The sequence below is a fragment of the Mycobacterium celatum genome, from assembly GCF_002101595.1.
GTDB lineage: Bacteria > Actinomycetota > Actinomycetes > Mycobacteriales > Mycobacteriaceae > Mycobacterium > Mycobacterium celatum.
The window spans coordinates 37,453-57,767 of sequence record NZ_LQOM01000047.1 but is presented as its reverse complement, the minus strand read 5'-3'; the positions used below and the strand labels follow the sequence as shown (position 1 = coordinate 57,767).

Annotated in this window: 1 protein-coding gene; it reads right to left on the bottom strand. The window is 66.8% G+C overall.

The features are described 5' to 3' along the window. Positions 1–19,652: non-ribosomal peptide synthetase (locus tag AWB95_RS20410; RefSeq protein WP_085168577.1), on the bottom strand; the 19,652-nt coding region annotated here is incomplete at its 3' end. Positions 19,653–20,315 lie beyond the last annotated feature (663 nt).

Below are 20,315 nucleotides of genomic sequence, written 5' to 3'. Positions count from 1 at the left end.
GCTGTTTGGATTTCGCCGAGTTCGACGCGATACCCGCGGATCTTGACCTGCTCATCGGCGCGGCCCAGATAGTCCAGCTGGCCGTCGGGGCGCCAGCGCACCAGATCCCCGGTGCGATACATCCTCTGCCCGCCAGCCCCGAACGGACACGCCACAAACCGCGACGCCGTCAAAGGCGCGCGGCGCACGTACCCGACTCCCACACCGGTGCCGGCCACATACAACTCCCCGACGACACCCGCAGGCACCGGGCGCAACCAGCCGTCGAGCACGAACAACGCCGCACCGGGCACCGGAGACCCGATCGGCACCGCCCCCTGCCCCGGCGTCAGGGGTGCGCTGATCGCCACACACATCGTCGTCTCGGTCGGCCCGTAGGCGTTGACCATCACCCGCCCCGGCGCCCAGCGATCCACCAGCTCGGCCGGACACGCCTCACCGGCCACCACCAACGCCGTCGCCTGCAACCCGTCAGGCGATAAAACACTTACCGCAGAAGGTGTTTCGGTGAGCACACCAACCTGCTCGGCAACCAACACACTGTGGAAATCCTCGGGTGAGCCGGCCACCGACTCCGGTATCACAACCAACCGCCCGCCGTGCAGCAGCGCGCCGAAAATTTCCCACACCGACACGTCGAAAGCCAGGGAGTGACTATGCGACCACACGCCCGTCGTCGGCAGATCCGCATCCAGCGATCCGAGCAGCCCGGTGACATTGCGGTGGGTGAGCGCCACGCCCTTGGGCACACCGGTGGTGCCCGAGGTGTAGATCAGGTAGGCGATGTCATCGTGGGCCGGCGGCGGCAACGCTGTTCCGGACTGGTCCTCGATGCGGGGGTCATCGATATCGACAACCGGCAATGCAAACCCGTCGAGCCGCGACCGCAGTTCTGCGGTGGTGACAGCGGCGACGGGCGCGGCATCGTCGAGCATGAACCCGATTCGCGCCGCGGGCAGCGCCGGGTCGATCGGCAGATAGGTCGCCCCGGTCTTGAGCACCGCGAGGATCGCGACGATTGCTTCGGCCGACCGCGAAAACAGCAGGGCCACCGACTGTCCCGGGCCCGCGCCGAGGTCGGCCAGCAGGTGCGCCAACCGGTTGGCCGCCTCGTCAAGCTCCCGATACGTCCACGTACGCTTCCCACACACCAATGCCACCGCATCCGGTGTCTGCGCTACCTGAGTGGCGAACAACTCCGGAACGGACACCGGCGCAGTCGTCGGTGTGGTCAACGCCGCCCTGTTGCCCCACTCATCCAGGCGGGCGTGTTCGGGTTCGTCGAGCAGATCAATCGACGACAATGACTGGGCCGGGTCGCCGGCCATCGCCACCAATACCCGCCGCAACCGCTCGACCAGCGCCTCGATGCTGGGCGCGTCGAACACGTCGGTGCGAAACTCCACCATCCCGTTGATCCCGGCGGGCTCGCCGTCCGGGTTCCAGCGCTCAGCTAGTGAAACCACCAGATCCATGCGGGCGGACTGTGTTTCGACGGGCAGCGGCGTGACGTCCAGGTCGCCCAAGGCCAGCTCGATGGCGGCGTTGGTCTGCTGCCAGGGCAGGTTCTGCCAGGCCAACAACACCTGCACCAGCGGGTGATGGGTCAGGCTGCGGGTCGGGTTGAGCCGCTCGACCAGCACCTCGAACGGCACGTCCTGGTGCTCGTAGGCGCCCAGGCTGCGGCGGCGCACCTGGGCCAGCAATTCGGCCACAGTAGGATCGCCGGCCAGATCGACCCGGAGTACCAAGGTGTTGACGAAGAACCCGACCAGCTCGTCGAGTGCGGGGCCTCGGCGCCCGGCGATCGGGAACCCCACGGCCACATCGGAACTGGCGCTGAGCTTGGACAGCAGCATCGCCAGGGCGGCCTGCATGACCATGAAGCTGGTCGCCTTGTGCTGGCGGGCAACCCGCGTCACCTGTTGCTGCAGTTCGGCCGGCCAGTCGACCGCGATGCTGGCACCCCGCTGATCGGCGACCGGTGGATAGGGCCGATCGGTGGGAAGCTCGAGGCGCTCGGGCATTCCGGCCAGGGCATCTTGCCAATAGGCCACCTGCGCGGCGATGGGGCTGTCGGGATCGTCGAGATCGCCAAGCTGTTCGCGTTGCCACAGCGTGTAATCGGCGTACTGCAGGGCCAGCGGGTCCCAGTTCGGGGCTTGCCCCGCACACCGGCCGGCATAGGCCAGTCCGAGATCACGCACCAGCGGCGCGATCGACCATCCGTCGGCGGCGATATGGTGTACCACTGCCACCAGCACGTGCTCGTCAGCGCTTTCCTTGAAAAGCCTTGTCCACAAAGGCACGTCCGTTGACAGGTTAAACGTGTGACGCACGGCTGCGCCGATGGCCGGATCCAGCCGGTCTGCCGACCAACCGGTCGCATCGACAACATCCCACCCGAAATCGCTCTGCTCTGCAGGTAGCACCACCTGTGCAGGGTTGCCCTCGGGCGCGAGGAACAAGGTGCGTAGGGTTTCATGCCGGCCCACCACATCGGCCAGCGCCGCACGCAGGGCATCGGCGTCGAGTCGTCCACTTAACCGCAATGCGACGGCGATGTTGTAAACCGGTGAGGGACCTTGCAACTGGTCGATGAACCACAACCGCTGCTGGGCAAACGACAACGGAATCACCGCGGGCCGTTCGACCGGGGTCAACGGTTCGACCCGACCTGCGCCTGCGCCGATACGGGACGCCAGCTGGGCAACCGTCGGCGCCTCGAACACGTTGCGCACCGAAAGATCGGCGCCCAGGCTGCTGTTGATCGCGGCGACGACCCGCATCGCCGATAGCGAATCTCCGCCGAGGTCGGTAAACGACTCGTCGACGCCGACGCGTTCGAGTCCGAACACCTGCGCGTAGATGCCCGCCACGATTTCCTCGACGGGATTGGTGGGAGCGCGATATTCACCCGCGGTGTACTCGGGTGGCGGCAGGGCGCGGGTGTCGAGTTTGCCGTTGGGGGTCAACGGCAATGCCTCCAACGCCACTACCGCCGCCGGGACCATGTACTCCGGTAGCCGCTCAGCCAACTGGTCGCGTATCTGGGTCGGGTCGGCGGTGCCGGTGATGTAGCCGACCAGGCGTTTGTCGCCGGGAAGGCCCTCGCGCGCGATCACCGCCGCCTGCTCGACACCGTCCAAACCGGTTAGTGCGGAACGGATCTCGCCGAGCTCGATGCGGTACCCGCGGATCTTGACCTGCTCGTCGGCGCGGCCCAGATAATCCAACTGCCCGTCGGCGCGCCAGCGCACCAAATCCCCGGTGCGATACATCCGTGTCGCGGGCCCACCGAACGGGCACGCCACAAACCGCGACGCCGTCAGCCCAGGGCGTCCCACGTACGCGCACGCCAGGCCTGCGCCAGCCACATACAACTCCCCGACCACCCCGGGCGGCACCGGGCGCAACCCGGCGTCGAGCACGAACAACGCCGCCCCGGCCACCGGCGACCCGATCGGCGGCGAACCCGATCCCGCTGTCAGCGGGGCGCTGATCGCCACGCACATCGTGGTCTCGGTCGGCCCGTAGGCGTTGACCATCACCCGCCCCGGCGCCCACCGGTCCACCACCTCGGCCGGGCACGCCTCACCGACCACCACCAACGCCGTCGATTTCAACCCCTCCGGAGCCAATACCCCTGTCCCGGATGGGGTCTGGGTGAGCACACCGACCTGTTCGGCGACAAGCACGTCGTGGAAGTGCACCGGCGAGCGGGCCACCGCTTCGGGCACCACCACCACGCGGCCGCCGCGCAGCAGCGCGCCGAAAATTTCCCACACCGACACGTCGAACGCCAGCGAGTGAGAATGCGCCCACACCCCCGCGGCCGGCAGACCCGCATCCAGGGACGCCATCAGCTGAGTGACGTTGCGATGGGTGATGGCAACGCCTTTGGGCACCCCAGTGGTGCCCGAGGTGTAGATCAGGTAGGCGATGTCATCGGGTGTCGGCGCTGGGAGCGGGGTGCTGGGTTGGGTGTCAACGGCGGGGTCGTTGGCATCGACGACCAGCACGTCGTGGCCCTCTAACCGCCCGGCCAGGTCTGCGGTCGTTATAGCGGCGATCGGCCCGGCATCGTCGAGCATGAACCTGATACGGGAGTCGGGCAACACCGGGTCGATCGGCAGATACGCCGCTCCGGCTTTGAGCACCGCCAGGATCGCCGCGATCGCCTCGGCTGAACGCCAAAACAGCAGCGCCACAGACTGTCCCGGGCCTACACCGCGGCCGGCCAGCAGGTGCGCCAACCGGTTCGCCGCCTCGTCGAGCTGGCGGTAGGTCAGTGAACGGCCTTGGCAGCTGATCGCCACGGCATCCGGGGTGCGGGCCACCTGGTCGGCGAACAACACCGGGACCGACACCGGCATCGTCGCCGGTTTGGTCAATACCGCCCGATTGCCGACCTCGTCCAACAGGGTATGTTCATCCTCGACGAGCACATCCACCGACGACCACCGCCGGACGGGGTCGGCTGTCATCGCCGCCAACACCCGCTCCAGCCGCTCGGTCAGCGCCCCGATGGTGGCCGTGTCGAAGACGTCGGTGCGAAACTCCACGTCCCCGCCGATCCCGGCGGGCTCACCGGACTCGTTCCAGCGTTCCGTCAAGTGAAACGCCAAATCTATGCGGGCCGTGCGGGTTTCGATGGTCAGCGGCGTGACCTGCAGATCCCCCAGGGCCAACCCCGCGGCCGAGTTGCCGCCCTCGGGAAGGTTCTGCCAGTCCAGCACCACCTGGATGAGGGGGTGATGGGACAGGCTGCGGGTCGGGTTGAGCCGCTCGACCAGCACCTCGAAGGGCACGTCCTGGTGCTCGTAGGCGGCCAGGCTGCGCCGCCGCACCTGGGCCAGCAGATCGGCGAAGGTTGGGTCCCCGGTGAGGTCGACTCGCAGCACGAGAGTGTTGACGAAAAACCCGACCAGCTCATCGAGTGCGGGGTCGCGGCGCCCGGCGATCGGAAACCCCACGGCCACATCAGAACTGGCACCGAGCTTGGACAACAACACAGCCAGGGCCGCCTGGATCACCATGAAACTCGTCGCATTGTGCTCACGGGCAACCTGAGCCACCCGCTGCTGCAGCTCGGCCGGCCAATCCACCACCAGACTTGCGCCGCGGTGATCAGCGACCGCCGGGTAGGGCCGATCGGTCGGAAGGTCAAGGCGCTCAGGCATGTCGGCGAGCGCATCCTCCCAATAGGCCAGCTGCGCGGCGATCGGGCTGTCACTGTCGTCGAGGTCACCAAACTGACTACGCTGCCACAGCGTGTAATCGACGTACTGGACCGCCAACGGCGCCCAGTCCGGGGCCCGCCCCGCGGAACGGCTGGCATAGGCCGCGCTCAGATCGCGCACCAGCGGCGCGATTGACCAGCCGTCGGCCGCGATATGGTGCACCACCGCAACCAGTACGTGCTCGTCGACGCCGATCCGGAAAAGTCGGGCCCTCAAGGGAATCTCGGCTGACAGGTCAAAGGTGTGACGGGCCACCTCATCGACAGCCTCATCCAGCCGGCTTTCCGCCCACTCGGCGGCATCGACAATGTCCCACCCGAAATCGGCTCGCTCAAACGGGATAACGATCTGCCGGGGTATCCCCTCGATGCTGCCGAACACGGTGCGCAGGCTTTCGTGGCGGTCCACCACGTCGGCAAGCGCGGCACCGAGGGCGTCGGCATCAAGGCGCCCGCGCAGCCGCAACGCCACCGCCATGTTGTAAACCGGTGAGGGTCCCTGGAATTGGTCGAGGATCCACAACCGTTGCTGGGCAAACGATAGGGGCACCACTGGTGGCCGTTCCATCGGCCGCAACGGCTCCAGCCGCCCCGCACCCACACCGATAAGAGATGCCAGCAGGGCCACGGTGGGCGCCTCGAACAAGGTGCGCACCGAGAGGTCGGCGTCCAGGCCACTATTGAGCGCGGCGATCAGGCGCATCGCCGACAGCGAATCCCCACCCAGGTCGAAGAACGAGTCGTCGACCCCGACGCGTTCGACGCCGAGCACCTGAGCGTAGATGCCGGCCACGATCTCCTCCACCGCGGTGGCTGGGGCGCGGTAAGGGTCGGCGCCGGCGTACTCGGGTGCCGGCAGGGCACGTCTGTCGAGTTTCCCGTTGGGTGTGAGCGGCAATGCATCGAGTGTCACCACGGCGGCGGGCACCATGTAGGCGGGCAGCCGCTCGGCCAACTGGTCGCGTATCTGCGCCGGGTCGGCGGTGCCAGTGATGTAGCCGACCAGGCGTTTGTCGCCGGGACGGTCCTCGCGCGCGATCACCGCCGCCTGTGCTACGCCATCCAAACCGCTGAGCGCCGACTGGATTTCGCCCAGTTCGATGCGATACCCGCGGATCTTGACCTGCTCGTCGGCGCGGCCCAGATAATCCAGTTGCCCGTCGGCGCGCCAGCGCACCAAATCCCCGGTGCGATACATCCGTGTCCCCGCGCCGCCGAACGGGCACGCCACAAACCGCGACGCGGTCAAACATGCACGGCGCACATAACCGACCCCCACCCCGCTGCCGGCCACATACAACTCCCCGACCACACCCACGGACACCGGCCGCAACCACCCGTCAAGGACAAACAATGCCGCTCCCGGCACCGGCGACCCGATCGGCGGCGCCCCCGAGCCCCGTGTCAGCGGCGCGCTGATCGCCGCGTACACCGTCGTCTCGGTGGGGCCGTAGGCGTTGACCATCAGCCGCCCGGGCGCCCACCGATCCACCACCTCGGCCGGGCACGCCTCCCCGGCCACCACCAACGCCGTCGAATCCAACCCGTGCGGTGACAGCGCCGCCACCGCAGACGGGGTTTGGCTTAAGACACTGACTTCTTCAGCGACCAGCAAGGTGTGGAAGTCGTCCGGTGACCCGGCCACCGACTCGGGCACCACCACCAGCCGCCCGCCGTGCAGCAGGGCGCCCCAGATCTCCCAGACCGAGAAGTCGAAGGCATAGGAATGACACTGTGTCCACACCTGGCCAGGTCCCAATTCCAAACCGTCACAGGGAGACTCGAAAAGCCGAGCGACGTTGCGATGGGTGACCGCCACGCCTTTGGGGATCCCGGTGGTGCCGGACGTATAGATGATGTGGGCGATGTCATCGGGGGCCGGCGCAGGCAGTGCTGTGCTGGGCCGGGTGTGCGCAGCGGGGTCGTCGATGTCGATGCCCGCGATATCATGCCCGTCGAGCCGGTTGGCCAGTCCGCTGGCGGTGACCGCGGCGATCGGTGCGGCATCGGTGAGCATGAACCCGATTCGGGTCGCCGGTAGTGCCGGGTCGATCGGCAGGTAGGCCGCTCCGGTCTTGAGCACTGCCAGCATCGCGACGATCGCTTCGGCCGACCGCGAAAACAGCAGCGCCACAGCCTGTCCGGGACCCGCACCGTTTTCGGTGAGCAGGTGCGCCAACCGGTTCGCGGCCTCGTCCAGCTCGCGGTAGGTCAGTGAGCGGCCTGCGCAGGTGATCGCCGCGGCGTCCGGGGTGCGGGCCACCTGCGCGGCGAACAACGCCGGAAGCGACATCGGTGTGCTCGCCGGCCGGCTCAATTCGGCCCGGTGACAGAAGCCATCCAGGCGGGCGTGCTCGGCCGTGCCGAGCAGGTCGATCGACGACAACCGGCGAGCCGGCTCGGCGGCCATCGCCGCCAACACCCGCTCGAATCGCCCGATGAGTGATGCGATGGTGTCCGCCTCGAACACATCGGTGTCGTATGCCACCCGGAAACCGATTTCACGGCCAGGCAGAGCTTGCACTGTCAGCGGGTAGTGGGTGTATTCGCGAACGCTGATATCACCGATGCCCAACTCGTTGCCTGCCAACGCGGCAGCGTCCAGCGGATAGTTTTCGTAGGCGAAAACGGTGTCGAACAGTGTGTCCTGACCGGTGATGCGGTGAATCTCGTTGAGCGCCAAGTGCTCATGCTCGAGTGTGTCGTTGTGGATGTTCTGCAGCTGCTCGAGCAGTTCTGCGGTGGTGGTCGCCGCCGTGATGCGCGCCCGCACCGGCACCGTGTTGATGAACAGGCCGACCATCGTGTCGGCGCCCATCAGCTCGGCCGGCCGGCCCGAGACGGCAGCACCGAAGGCGACGTCGTGTTGACCGGTCAGCCAGCACAGCAGCTGCGCCCAGGCGCCCTGCAGCACGGTGCTGACTGTGGTGTGACTCGAGCGCGCCAGCTCGCTGACGGCCGCTGTGGTTTGGGCTGACACCCAAAACGATTCAACGCTACGGGTGCCCAGCGACAACCGGTCCGGCGGGGCGAACAGCGTCGGACTGTCGAAGCCGGCCAGTACCTCGCGCCAGGCGGCGCGGGCGGCGTCGAGGTCACGGTCGGCCAGCCAAGCAACATATGTCCGATACGGCGTGGCGGCGGGTAGCGGCTGTCCGCCGTAGCCGGCGATTATTTCCCGCATCAGGATTGCCAGTGACCAGCCGTCGAGCACGATGTGGTGATTGGTCAGCACAAATCGGTGCCGATCAGGTGCGGTGCGGATCAGCGCCGCCCGGAACGCCGGCTCGTGCGCGAGGTCGCAGACCGCGGCGCGTTCGGCGGCACACAGCCGCTGCATCTCGTGCGGGTCGTCGCCGTCAAGCTCGACGTAGCGCCAAGGCACTACCGGATCGGCGGGGATGATCTGCACCGGCTCGTCGAACCGGTCGCAGAAGCGGGCCAACAGATTCGGATGCCGTTCGACCACGGTCTGCACGGCATCGCGCAGCCGGTGAGTATCGAGCCTGCCACTTAACGTGATTGCCAGCTGCACCGCATAGATGTCGTCGTCGCTGCCTTGGGCGGTGCCGGCGTGAAAGAGCAGGCCCCGCTGCAAGGGAGTCAACGACAAGATGTCGGCGATCTCATATTGCCGCTGCAGCTCGTCGATCTGCTGCTGGTTCAGCGTGGCGGGCGCGATATCTGACGGGGTCAACCCGCCGCCACCGGCTCGCACATGGGCGCAGATGCCGGCCAGCGCCTCAAACCACAACCGGCTCAATCGATTTACATGCGTTTCATCGAGGACCGACGGCGCCCACCTCCAGTCGGCGTGCAGTCGCGGACCGGTGTCGGTTTCGACGGTGCCGGCATTGAGCTCAACGGCGTGCGCGAGCGGCATCGGTATTGCCGCGGCGGCCGCGGTGGCCGACATGTCGTCAGGGCAGATCCGCCACGCCTCGCCGGACACCTCATCCGAGGCGCCCAGCCGGCCCAAGTAGTTGAACGCGATCGACGGCTCCGACCCGTCCAGACCAATATCGGGATTCAGATAACGCAGCGCCCCATAGCTCAGCGGGTGCGGTAGGGCGCGAAGCTGCTCTTTGGCGTACTTGAGTATCGCCCCAAGATCCGCTCCACCGGAAAGCACCTGCGCCCAGTCCAGTCGGCCTACCGCGAACGCCACCGGGTATTTGGTGGTGAACCAGCCCACGGTGCGGGACAGGTCTACATCCGGGCCCAGTTCCTCGTGGCGGCCGTGGCCCTCCACGTCGATGGCGATCGGTGCGCTGCCGTTACCTACAAACCGCGCAACTGCCAAACCGAAAGCGATCAATAGGATCTCGTGCACTCCGGCGTGGAAGGCCGGGGGTACCTCGTCCAGGAGTGTCCGGGTGGTCTCGGCGTCCAGCGAGACCGAGAAATGTCCCGCGGTTTGGTAGGTGTCGGTCTCGGGGCGCACCGCCGGCAACGCGGTCCAGGCCCCCGCCGCCTGCTTCCAGGCGTCTGCCAACTCCACGACCTCGGGGCGGCGGGCGTACTCGGTGAGTAGCGATGCCCACCGCGCAAACGAAGTGCCCCAGGCCGGCAACGCCACCGGCTGACCGTTGCGGTGCTGTGTCCAGGCGATGTTGAGGTCTTCCAAGAGGATTCGCCAGGAGACCGCGTCGATGACCAGATGGTGGATGATCAACACCAGCTGGCGGCTGTCGGCCACCCATAGCGCGCGAAGCATCACCCCGGCGGCCGGGTTGAGCTGCGAGCGCGCCTCGATGAGCGCCTCGTCGCGCAGCTCGTCGACGCTGTGCAGACAATCGCGGGCACCGACCGAGCCGGCCTCAGGCACCTGAAGCGAGCGGCCGTCGTCGTCGAGGCGGGCTCGCAGCATGCCATGGCGGTCCAGCAATGCCTGCACCAGCACCAGCACGTCGGCCTCGGTGACTTCCGCGGGGGCTTGCAGCGCAACGGTCTGGTTGAACTGATCCACCGCCCCGTCAATACCTGCCAGCCAGCGCATGATCGGGGTAGCGGTGACCTCGCCCAGCCCCTCGTCGACCGGGCCGCTCGCACCCGCGGTGCTGACCACCCGGGCCAACCGGGCCACGCTTTGTTCGACGAACACATCCCGCGGCCGACACATCAAACCCGCGGCGCGCGCGCGGGCGACCACCTGCATCGCCGAAATGCTGTCCCCGCCCAGATCGAAGAACGACTCGTCAACCCCGACGCGGTCCAGGCCGAGGACTTGGGCGTAGATGCCGGACAGGATCTCCTCGACGGCGTTGGTCGGGGCGCGATACTCACCCGCGGTGTATTCCGGCGCCGGCAGCGCCCGGGTGTCCAGTTTGCCGTTGGGCGTCAACGGCAACGCGTCAAGCACTACCACCGCGGCGGGCACCATGTAGCCCGGCAGGCGCTGCGCCAGCTTCTCGCGCACCTGCGTCGGGTCGGCGGCGCCGGTGACATAACCGACCAGCCGCTTGTCGCCGGGGCGATCCTCACGGGCGATCACCGCCGCCTGCTTTACACCGTCGAGTGCGCTGAGCGCGGCCTGGATTTCGCCGAGTTCGATGCGATACCCGCGGATCTTGACCTGCTCATCAGCGCGGCCCACATAATCGAGCTGCCCGTCGGCGCGCCAGCGCACCACATCCCCGGTGCGATACATGCGTGTCCCGCTGTGGCCGAACGGGCACGCCACAAACCGCGACGCCGTCAAACCAGCCCGCCGCCAATAGCCCACACCCAGTCCGGCACCGGCGATATACAGCTCGCCGATCACCCCGGGCGGCACCGGACGCAACCCGGCGTCGAGCACAAAAAACGCCGCCCCCGCCACCGGCAACCCGATCGGCGGTACCCCCGAACCGGGTGTCAGCGGGGCGCTGATCGCCACGCACATCGTCGTCTCGGTCGGCCCGTAGGCATTGACCATCACCCGCCCCGGCGCCCAGCGATCCACGACGGAGGCCGGGCATGCCTCGCCGGCCGCCACCAACGCCGCCGACCCCAACCCCTCCGGCGCCAAAACGCTCACCGCCGACGGGGTTTGAGTCAGCACATCGACATGCTCACGAATCAGTAAGGCATGCAAGTCTTCCGGGGAGCCGGTCACCTCCTCAGGTATCACCACCAGCATGCCGCCGCGCAGCAGCGCCCCGAAGATCTCCCACACCGACACATCGAAGGCCAGCGAGTGAGTGTGCGACCATACCCCCGACACCGGCAAACCGGCATCCAGCGACCCCAACAACTGGGTGACGTTGCGATGCGTGACCGCAACACCTTTGGGCATGCCGGTGGTGCCCGAGGTGTAGATCAGGTACGCCATGTCATCGGGGTCGGGCGTGGGCAATGCGGTGCTGGGCTGGGCATCGATGCGGGGGTCGTCGACGTCAACAACCACCACGCCGAACCCGCCGAGCCGGGAGCGCAGCTGGCCGGTGGTGACCGCTACGATCGGCGCGGCGTCGTCGAGCAAGAACCCGAGACGGGCGGTCGGCAGCGACGGGTCGATCGGCAGATAGGCCGCCCCGGTTTTGAGCACCGCCAAAATCGCCACGATCGCCTCGGCTGACCGCGACAACAGCAGCGCCACAGACTGTCCCGGGCCTACACCGTGGCCGGCCAGCAGGTGCGCCAGCCGGTTCGCAGCCTCATCAAGCTCCCGGTACGTCCACGAGACCTCACCGCAGCTGAGCGCCACCGCGTCCGGGGTCCGAGCCGCCTGTGCGGCGAACAACCCCGGAACCGATGCCGCAGCGATGGACCGGGCCAACGCGGCCCGGTTGCCGATCTCATCCAGACGAGCCCGCTCGCCGTCGTCGAGCACATCCACCGACGACAACCGCCGCAACGGCGCGGCGGTCATGGCCACCAACACCCGCTCCAACCGCGCAACCAACACCTCGATGCTCTCGGCATCGAACACATCAGTGCGAAACTCCACCGCCCCACCAATCCCGGCGGGCTCACCCGCCTCGGTGAAACACTCACGTACCGAAAATGTGAGGTCCATGCGGGCGCTGCGGGTCTCTGTGGGCAGCGGCATAACCTCGAGGTCACCCAATGCCAGCTTCGCGCGCTCGTTGTTCTGCCATGTCGACGCCACTTGGACCAAGGGGTGATGCGTCATGCTGCGGGTCGGGTTGAGCCGCTCAACCAACACCTCAAACGGGACGTCTTGGTGCTCGTAGGCGGCCAGGCTGCGGGCCCGCACCTGGGCCAGCAGCTCGGCGACCGTGGGATCACCGGCCAGATCGACCCGCAACACCAAGGTGTTGACGAAAAATCCGACCAGCTCGTCGAGCGCCGGATCGCGACGCCCGGCGATCGGAAAGCCCAGCGCCACATCGGAACTGGCGCTGAGCTTGGACAACAGCACCGCCAAGGCAGCTTGAACCACCATGAAGCTCGTCGCATTCTGCTCGCGGGCCACCCGCGCCACCTGCTCCTGCAGTTCGGCCGGCCACTCCACCGGCATACTGGCCCCGCGGTAATCGGCAACCGCCGGATAGGGCCGGTCGGTGGGCAACTGTAGCCGCTCGGGCATCCCGGCCAACGCTTCTTCCCAATAGGCCAATTGCGCGGCGATGGGACTGTCGGGATCGTCAAGCTCACCGAACTGGGCGCGCTGCCACAACGTGTAATCGGCGTATTGCACGGGCAACGGTGCCCACTGCGGGGCCCGCCCACCACATCGGCTGGCATAGGCCACTCCCAGATCACGCACGAGCGGGGTGATAGACCAACCGTCGGCGGCGATATGATGCACCACCGCCACCAGCACATGCTCGTCGTCGCTGATCCGGAAAAGCATTGCTCGCAAGGGGATCTCGTTGGCCAGGTCGAACGTGTAGCAGGCTGCCTGACTGATGGCCTCGTCCAGCCGGCCTTGCGGCCAGTCGCCGGCGTCGACGACGTCCCAGCCGAAATCGGCGCGCTCTGCTGGGATCACCACCTGCTGAGGTATCCCGTCGGGAGCCGCGAAGACCGTGCGCAGGCTTTCATGGCGGTCCACCACATCGGCCAGGGCCGCACCCAACGCGTCGGCGTCGAGCCGGCCACGCATCCGCAAAGCTGCGGCCATGTTGTAAACCGGTGAGGGGCCTTGCAATTGGTCCAGAATCCACAACCGGTTCTGGGCGAACGACAACGGCACGATGGCGGGCCGTTCCACCGGCCGCAACGGCTCGAGGCGGCCGGCACCCACGCCGATGCGGGACGACAATTGGGCTACCGTGGGCGCCTCGAACACGGCACGCACCGACAGACCGGCATCCAGCGAGGTATTGATCGCAGCGATCAGACGCATCGCCGACAGCGAATCCCCACCGAGGTCGAAGAACGAGTCGTCGATCCCGACCTGCTCGACACTCAGCACTTGGGCGTATATGCCCGCCAGGATTTCCTCAATAGCGTTGGTAGGGGCGGTATACCGAGCGCCGGAGTACTCGGGTACCGGCAGGGCGCGGATGTCGAGCTTGCCGTTGACCGTCAGCGGCAGCGCTTCCAACACCACCACCGCGGACGGGATCATGTAGGCGGGCAGCCGCTGCCCCAGCTGGGCGCGGATCTCGGCCGGGTCCGCCGTCCCAGTGACATAACCGACCAGGCGCTTGTTCCCGGGGCGGTCCTCGCGGGCAACCGCCGCCGCGTGCTCCACCCCATCGCAGTCGGCCAGGGCGGTTTGCACGTCGCCGAGTTCGATGCGATACCCGCGGATCTTGACCTGCCCGTCGGCGCGGCCCACATAGTCCAGTTGCCCGTCGGCGCGCCAGCGCACCAGATCGCCGGTGCGATACATCCTCTGCCCCGCAGCCCCGAACGGGCACGCCACAAACCGCGAACCGGTCAAAGATGCTCGTCGCCAATACCCATACGTGACACCGCGACCGGCGACATACAACTCGCCCGTCACCCCGGCGGGCACCGGGCGCAACAACCTGTCCAGCACGAACAAGGCCGCCCCGGGCACCGGCGATCCGATGGGCGGTGCACCCGACCCGGGCTTCAGCGGCGCGCTCAACGCCGTATACCACGTCTCGCTCGGCCCGTAGGCGTTGATCATCACCCGCCCCGGCGCCCAACGATCCACCACCTCGGGCGGACAGGGCTCACCGCCCACCAGCAAGGCCACCCCGTCCAAATCCCGCGGCGACAACATGGCCACAGCCGAGGGCGTCTGATTCAAAACGCTGACTTGCTCGTGGACGAGCAAGGCGTGGAAATCTTCCGGTGAGCGGGCCACCGACTCGGGCACCATCACCAGCCGCCCGCCTTGCAGCAGCGCACCCCAGATCTCGAACACCGAGACGTCGAAGCCGTAGGAATGCCACTGCGACCACACCCCCGCCGCGGGCAGGCCGACGTCGAGTGAATCGAACAGCTGGGTCACGTGGTGGTGGCCGACGGCCACGCCCTTGGGAACACCGGTGGTGCCCGAGGTGTAGATGATGTGGGAGACGTTGTCCGGGCGCGGCGACGGCAGCGCCGTGCCCGATTGTGCTGCGACGGCGGGATCGTCGACGTCGACGACGGTCACATCCAACCCGTCCAGCCGCGAGCGCAGGTCCGCCGTGGTGATCGCGGCAATTGGTGCGGCGTCGGCAAGGATGACCGCAATCCGGGCGGCCGGCAGCGCGGGGTCCATCGGCAGGTACGCCGCCCCGCTCTTGAGCACCGCCAACATCGCCACGATCGCCTCGGCCGACCGCGAAAACATAAGGGCCACAGACTCTCCCGGGCCCGCACGGTGAGCGGCCAGTAGGTGCGCCAACCGGTTGGCCGCCTCGTCGAGCTCCCGATAGGTCCAGGACCGCTCACCACACACCAACGCCACCGCATCCGGGGCCTGGGCCACCCGCGCGGCGAACAACTCCGGGATCGACACGGTGGCGGGTGCCGCTGCGGTCAACACCGCGCGGTTACCTACCTGGTCCAACCGGGCGCGCTCGGCCTCGTCGAGCACATCGACCGACGACAACGACCGCCCCGGATCGGCGGTCATGGCCGCCAACACCCGCTCGAACCGCGCGATCAGCGTTTCGATGCTGGAGGCGTCGAACACGTCGGTGCGAAACTCCACGTTACCGCCGATCCCGGCGGGCTCGCCGGTTTCGGTCCACTGTTCGGCAAGCGAAATCACCAAATCCATGCGGGCCGTTTGGGTGTCGACCGGCAGCGGCGTCACCTGCAGATCCCTGAGATTCAATCCGGCTGCGGGTCCGCTCGTGTACCCGGGGAAGTTCTGCCATGTCAACAGCACCTGCACCAAGGGGTGATGGGTCAGGCTGCGGGTCGGGTTGAGCCGCTCGACGAGCACTTCGAAGGGCACGTCTTGGTGCTCGTAGGCGGCCAGGCTGCGCCGCCGCACCTGGGCCAGCAACTCGGCGACGGTGGGATCGCCGGCCAGGTCGACGCGCAGCACCAAGGTGTTGACGAAAAATCCCACCAGCTCGTCGAGCACCGGGTCGCGACGGCCGGCGATCGGAAACCCCACGGCCACATCGGAACTAGCGCTCAACTTGGCCAGTAGCACTGCCAGGGCGGTCTGAACCACCATGAAACTGCTCGCGTCGTGCTCACGAGCCACATTGCGCACCCGCTGCTGCAGCTCGGCCGGCCACTCCAGCGTCACACTGGCGCCGCGGTGATCGGCAACCGGCGGATAAGGCCGATCGGTCGGCAGCTCCAGCCGCTCGGGCATCCCGGCCAGGGCCTGTTCCCAGTAGGCCAGTTGCGCGGCGATAGGGCTGTCGGGATCGTCGAACTCACCGAACTGCGCCCGCTGCCACAGCGTGTAATCGACATACTGCACGGGCAACTCGGCCCACCCGGGGGCCCGGCCGGCGCACCTGCTGTGATAGGCCGCACTCAGGTCAGCGGCCAGCGGCCTCAGCGACCAGCCGTCGGCGGCGATATGGTGAACCACTACCACCAGCACATGCTCGTCTTCCCTGACGCGGAAAAGAGTTGCACGCAAAGGGATCGCAGTCGCCAGGTCGAACGTGTGGCAAACTGCTGACGTAACGGCATCCTGCAGCCGACTCACCGGCCACCCGACGGCATCAATGACATCCCAGCCGAATTCGGCCCGCTCAACCGGGATGACCACCTGTCGTGGAATCCCCTCAGGTGCCACGAACAGCGTGCGCAGGCTCTCGTGGCGAGCGACCACGTCGCCCAATGCTTGGTGCAGCGCGTCGGTATCCAGGTTGCCGCGCAGCCGCAACGCCGCCGCGATGTTGTAGACCGGTGAGGGACCTTGCAACTGGTCGATGAACCACAACCGCTGCTGGGCAAACGACAACGGCACCACCGCAGGTCGCTCCGCCGGCCGCAACGATTCGAGCCGGCCCGCGCCCACACCGATACGGGAAGCCAACTGAGCCACCGTCGGCGCCTCGAACACCGCGCGCACTGCAAGGCCGGCGTCCAGGCTGGTGTTGACGGCGGCGATCACCCGCATGGCCGACAGCGAATCCCCACCCAAATCGAAGAAGGAGTCGTCGACCCCGACGCGCTCAAGCCCGAGAACTTGGGCGTAGATGCCCGCCAAGATCTCCTCGATAGCGTTGGCCGGGGTGCGGTATGCACCGCCGGTGTATTCGGGTGCCGGCAGGGCCCGCTTGTCGAGCTTGCCGTTGGGCGTGAGCGGCAACGACTCGACGGCCACCACCGCAGCGGGGACCATGTAGTCCGGCAGCCGCTGCGCCAGCTCCTCACGGACCTGGGCGGGGTCGGCGGTGCCGATGACATAGCCCACCAGGCGTTTGCCGCCAGGTCGGTCCTCCCGGACGATCACCGCCGCCTGCTGCACCCCTTCCAAACCGCTGAGCACCGACTGGATTTCGCCGAGTTCGATGCGATACCCGCGGATCTTGACCTGCTCGTCGGCGCGCCCCAGATAGTCCAGCTGACCGTCGACCCGCCAGCGCACCAGATCTCCGGTGCGATACATCCGCGTTCCTGCGCCACCGAACGGGCACGCCACAAACCGCGACGCCGTCAACGGCGTCCGGCCCACATACCCAACCCCCACCCCCGTGCCGGCCACATACAACTCGCCGACCGCACCGACCGGCACCGGGCGCAGCCAGGAATCGAGCACAAACAAGGCCGCCCCGGGCACCGGCGACCCGATCGGCGGCGACCCCGACCCCGGCCTCAGCGGCGCACTCATCGACGCATACACCGTGGTCTCGGTGGGGCCGTAAGCGTTGACCATCACCCGCCCGGGCGCCCACCGGTCGACCAGCTCGGCCGGGCACGCCTCTGCGGCGACCACCAACGTCGTCGACTCCAACCCCTCGGACGCTAAAACACCTACCGCCGAAGGGGTTTGGCTCAACACGCCGACCCGTTGGCTGACTAGCAGCTCGTGGAAATCTCGCGGGGAGCGAGTCACCTGCTCCGGAACCACCAGCAGCCGGCCGCCGTGCAGCAGGGCACCCCAGATCTCCCACACCGAGTAGTCGAAGGCATACGAATGACACTGCGTCCACACCTGTCCCGGCTCCGGTTGCAAGACGGCATCGGGTGAGTCGAACAGCCGGGTGATGTTGTGGTGGGTGACCGCCACCCCTTTGGGGGTGCCGGTGGTGCCCGACGTGTAGATGATGTGGGCGATGTCCTCGGGGGACGACGCGGGTAGTGGTGTGCTGGGTTCCGTGTCAATAGCGGCGTTGTCGACGTCGATGACCGCCACGTGGTACCCGCCGAGTCGTGAGCGCAGGTCCGCGGTGGTCACCGCGGCGACGGGCGCGGCGTCGTCGAGCATGAACGCGATGCGCGCCGCCGGCACTGCCGGGTCGATAGGCAGATAAGCGGCGCCGGTCTTCAAAACCGCCAGGATCGCCACGATCGCCTCGGCCGAACGCGAAAACAGCAGTGCCACACACCATCCCGGACCCGCACCATGGCCGGCCAGCAGGTGCGCCAACCGGTTTGCGGCCTCGTCTAGTTCCCGGTAGGTCAGTGAGCGGCCTTCGCACATCAGCGCGACCGCATCCGGGGTGCGGGCTACCTGCTCGGCGAACAACACCGGAACCGATGCCGACGCGGTCGCGGGCTGAGTCAACACCGCCCGGTTGCCCCACTCGTCGAGGCGGTCGCGCTCACCGGTGTCGAGCACATCGATCGACGACAACGACCGGCCGGGATCGGCGGTCATCGCCACCAACACCCGCTGCAACCGCTCAACTAGATCGCGGGTTTCACAATTGCAGAACAATTGCCGAGGACCGGCGGTGTCGAGGAAAAGCTCCTCACCGGCCCGGATGAACCATAGTTCGAGCTGATCCTCGAAACCAGAATGGGTGACGGCCCCCGACCCGGCAGCACCATTGAAATCCGCTAACCGCGTCGTCGGGATGAAGTTAACGATGACCCGGTCCGACGCCTTCCCAGCAACGCCGAGGCGCGCCTTTTTCTCCAGAACATGCACGGGGAACCGCTGATGCTGCAGCGCTTCTCGCATCCGCGTATCGACGTGCCGGCAAAACTCCGCGACCGAAGACTGCGGGGACGTCGCCAACACCAGCGGCACCGTCCCGGACAACATGCCGGGCACCGTCGCTGTTTCCGGGCGCACCCGGCGGCTGACCGGGAAATCGAGCACCGCCTGCGAGCCCTCGACGTCACCGCCGCGAACCAAAAGTGCGCAGGCCGCGGTAATTACCGACGCCCGACGCACCCCCAACGCCTGCGATAGCCGGCGCAGTTCGGCAACGACGACTGGGTCAAGTTGAACCGGTACTGAAGACTCGGCCGGATCACTGGAAGGCATGGGGGCCAACCGGTAGCGTGATGGGTTTTCCGCGGGAAGGTTCCTCGCCCAATAGGCTTGATCGTCAAGGTAATCGCTGGAGCGTTCGTATTGTGATTCGCACTCAACCAGATCTTGCAGCGAGCCAAAGAAAGCCGGCGGAACCGGCGTGCCGGAAGCCAGTGCAGAATAGACCGCCGCGATCCGGTGGCAGACAAGGGCGATGCCGATCCCGTCGATGACGATGTGGTGGCAGCACACGAACAAATAAAATTCGTCGACCGCTGCCTGGAACAACGCAAATTTAAACAGCGGACCAGTCAGCGGCATTGGCGTGCGCTGAATAGACGCCGAAAGCCGATAGGCGTCCCGAGCCGGATCCTGCGAACCGGTGAGGTCATAGCGGGCAAGCACAACCTCCGGGTAATCAACCGCCCGCTGGAAAACCCGCCCGTCCTCCTCGAAAAAGACAGCTCTCAGCGGTTCGGCCTCGCGCACCACTTCCCGGACTGCACGCTCAACCAAATCAGGCTCAAGCGTGCCCTCGATCCGCCCAAGCATCCCCAGTTGCCACTTCGCACCGGACTGCCCGGTTTCAGCCGCAAGCCATATGTCGAGCTGTCCCCGCGTCAGCGGAAAGTATCGGCCAGAAAACTCCATTGAAGTGCTCCTGTACCATCCCCCATTGAAGGGCTCCCTGCGAGGGAGAACCCCATCTATGTATCACATACGCGAACCCGCGCCGGCCTTTCATGCAAAACAGTTCGGCCCTATATCGGGCCAAATTGTGTTCCACATAGTCCAGATACTCAGCGCACAGCCCCTCGGCGTTAACCACCCGCCAGTCGACCACCAAAACATGAGCGAAGGCCGCTCATAAGCAGCGCCGTTCCTCGTCGTCAAGTTATTTGACGTTCGTTTAGCTAATAACCGAACGGAAATGTCGCCGAAGAGGAAATTCCGCAGTGCCCCGGGCGAACCTACCCACCCTCTCGGGCCTACCGACGCGACCCTCGAGTCGCCCACGGCATACGCACGAAAGATACTGCGGCGCTGGCTATCTGCTGGCAGCACGCCGTCGACCAGCCGGCAAGAAGTAGGCACCGAACTCGAGCGAGTTGGTTGTCCCCAGCGCCCCCCCAACAAGCTGAACAGCGACGACCGCACCGCGGTACTGCTGGTCGGCATGTCCCGAGGCTACCCCCTGGACATCGGGATAAACATGTGCTTTTGACGAAAATATCGCCCTCCGTTCGCGTTAATTCGCCGCGTGTCAGATACCAAGCAATTCGTCGCGTGTCGGATAACCCTAATCGGCGACCG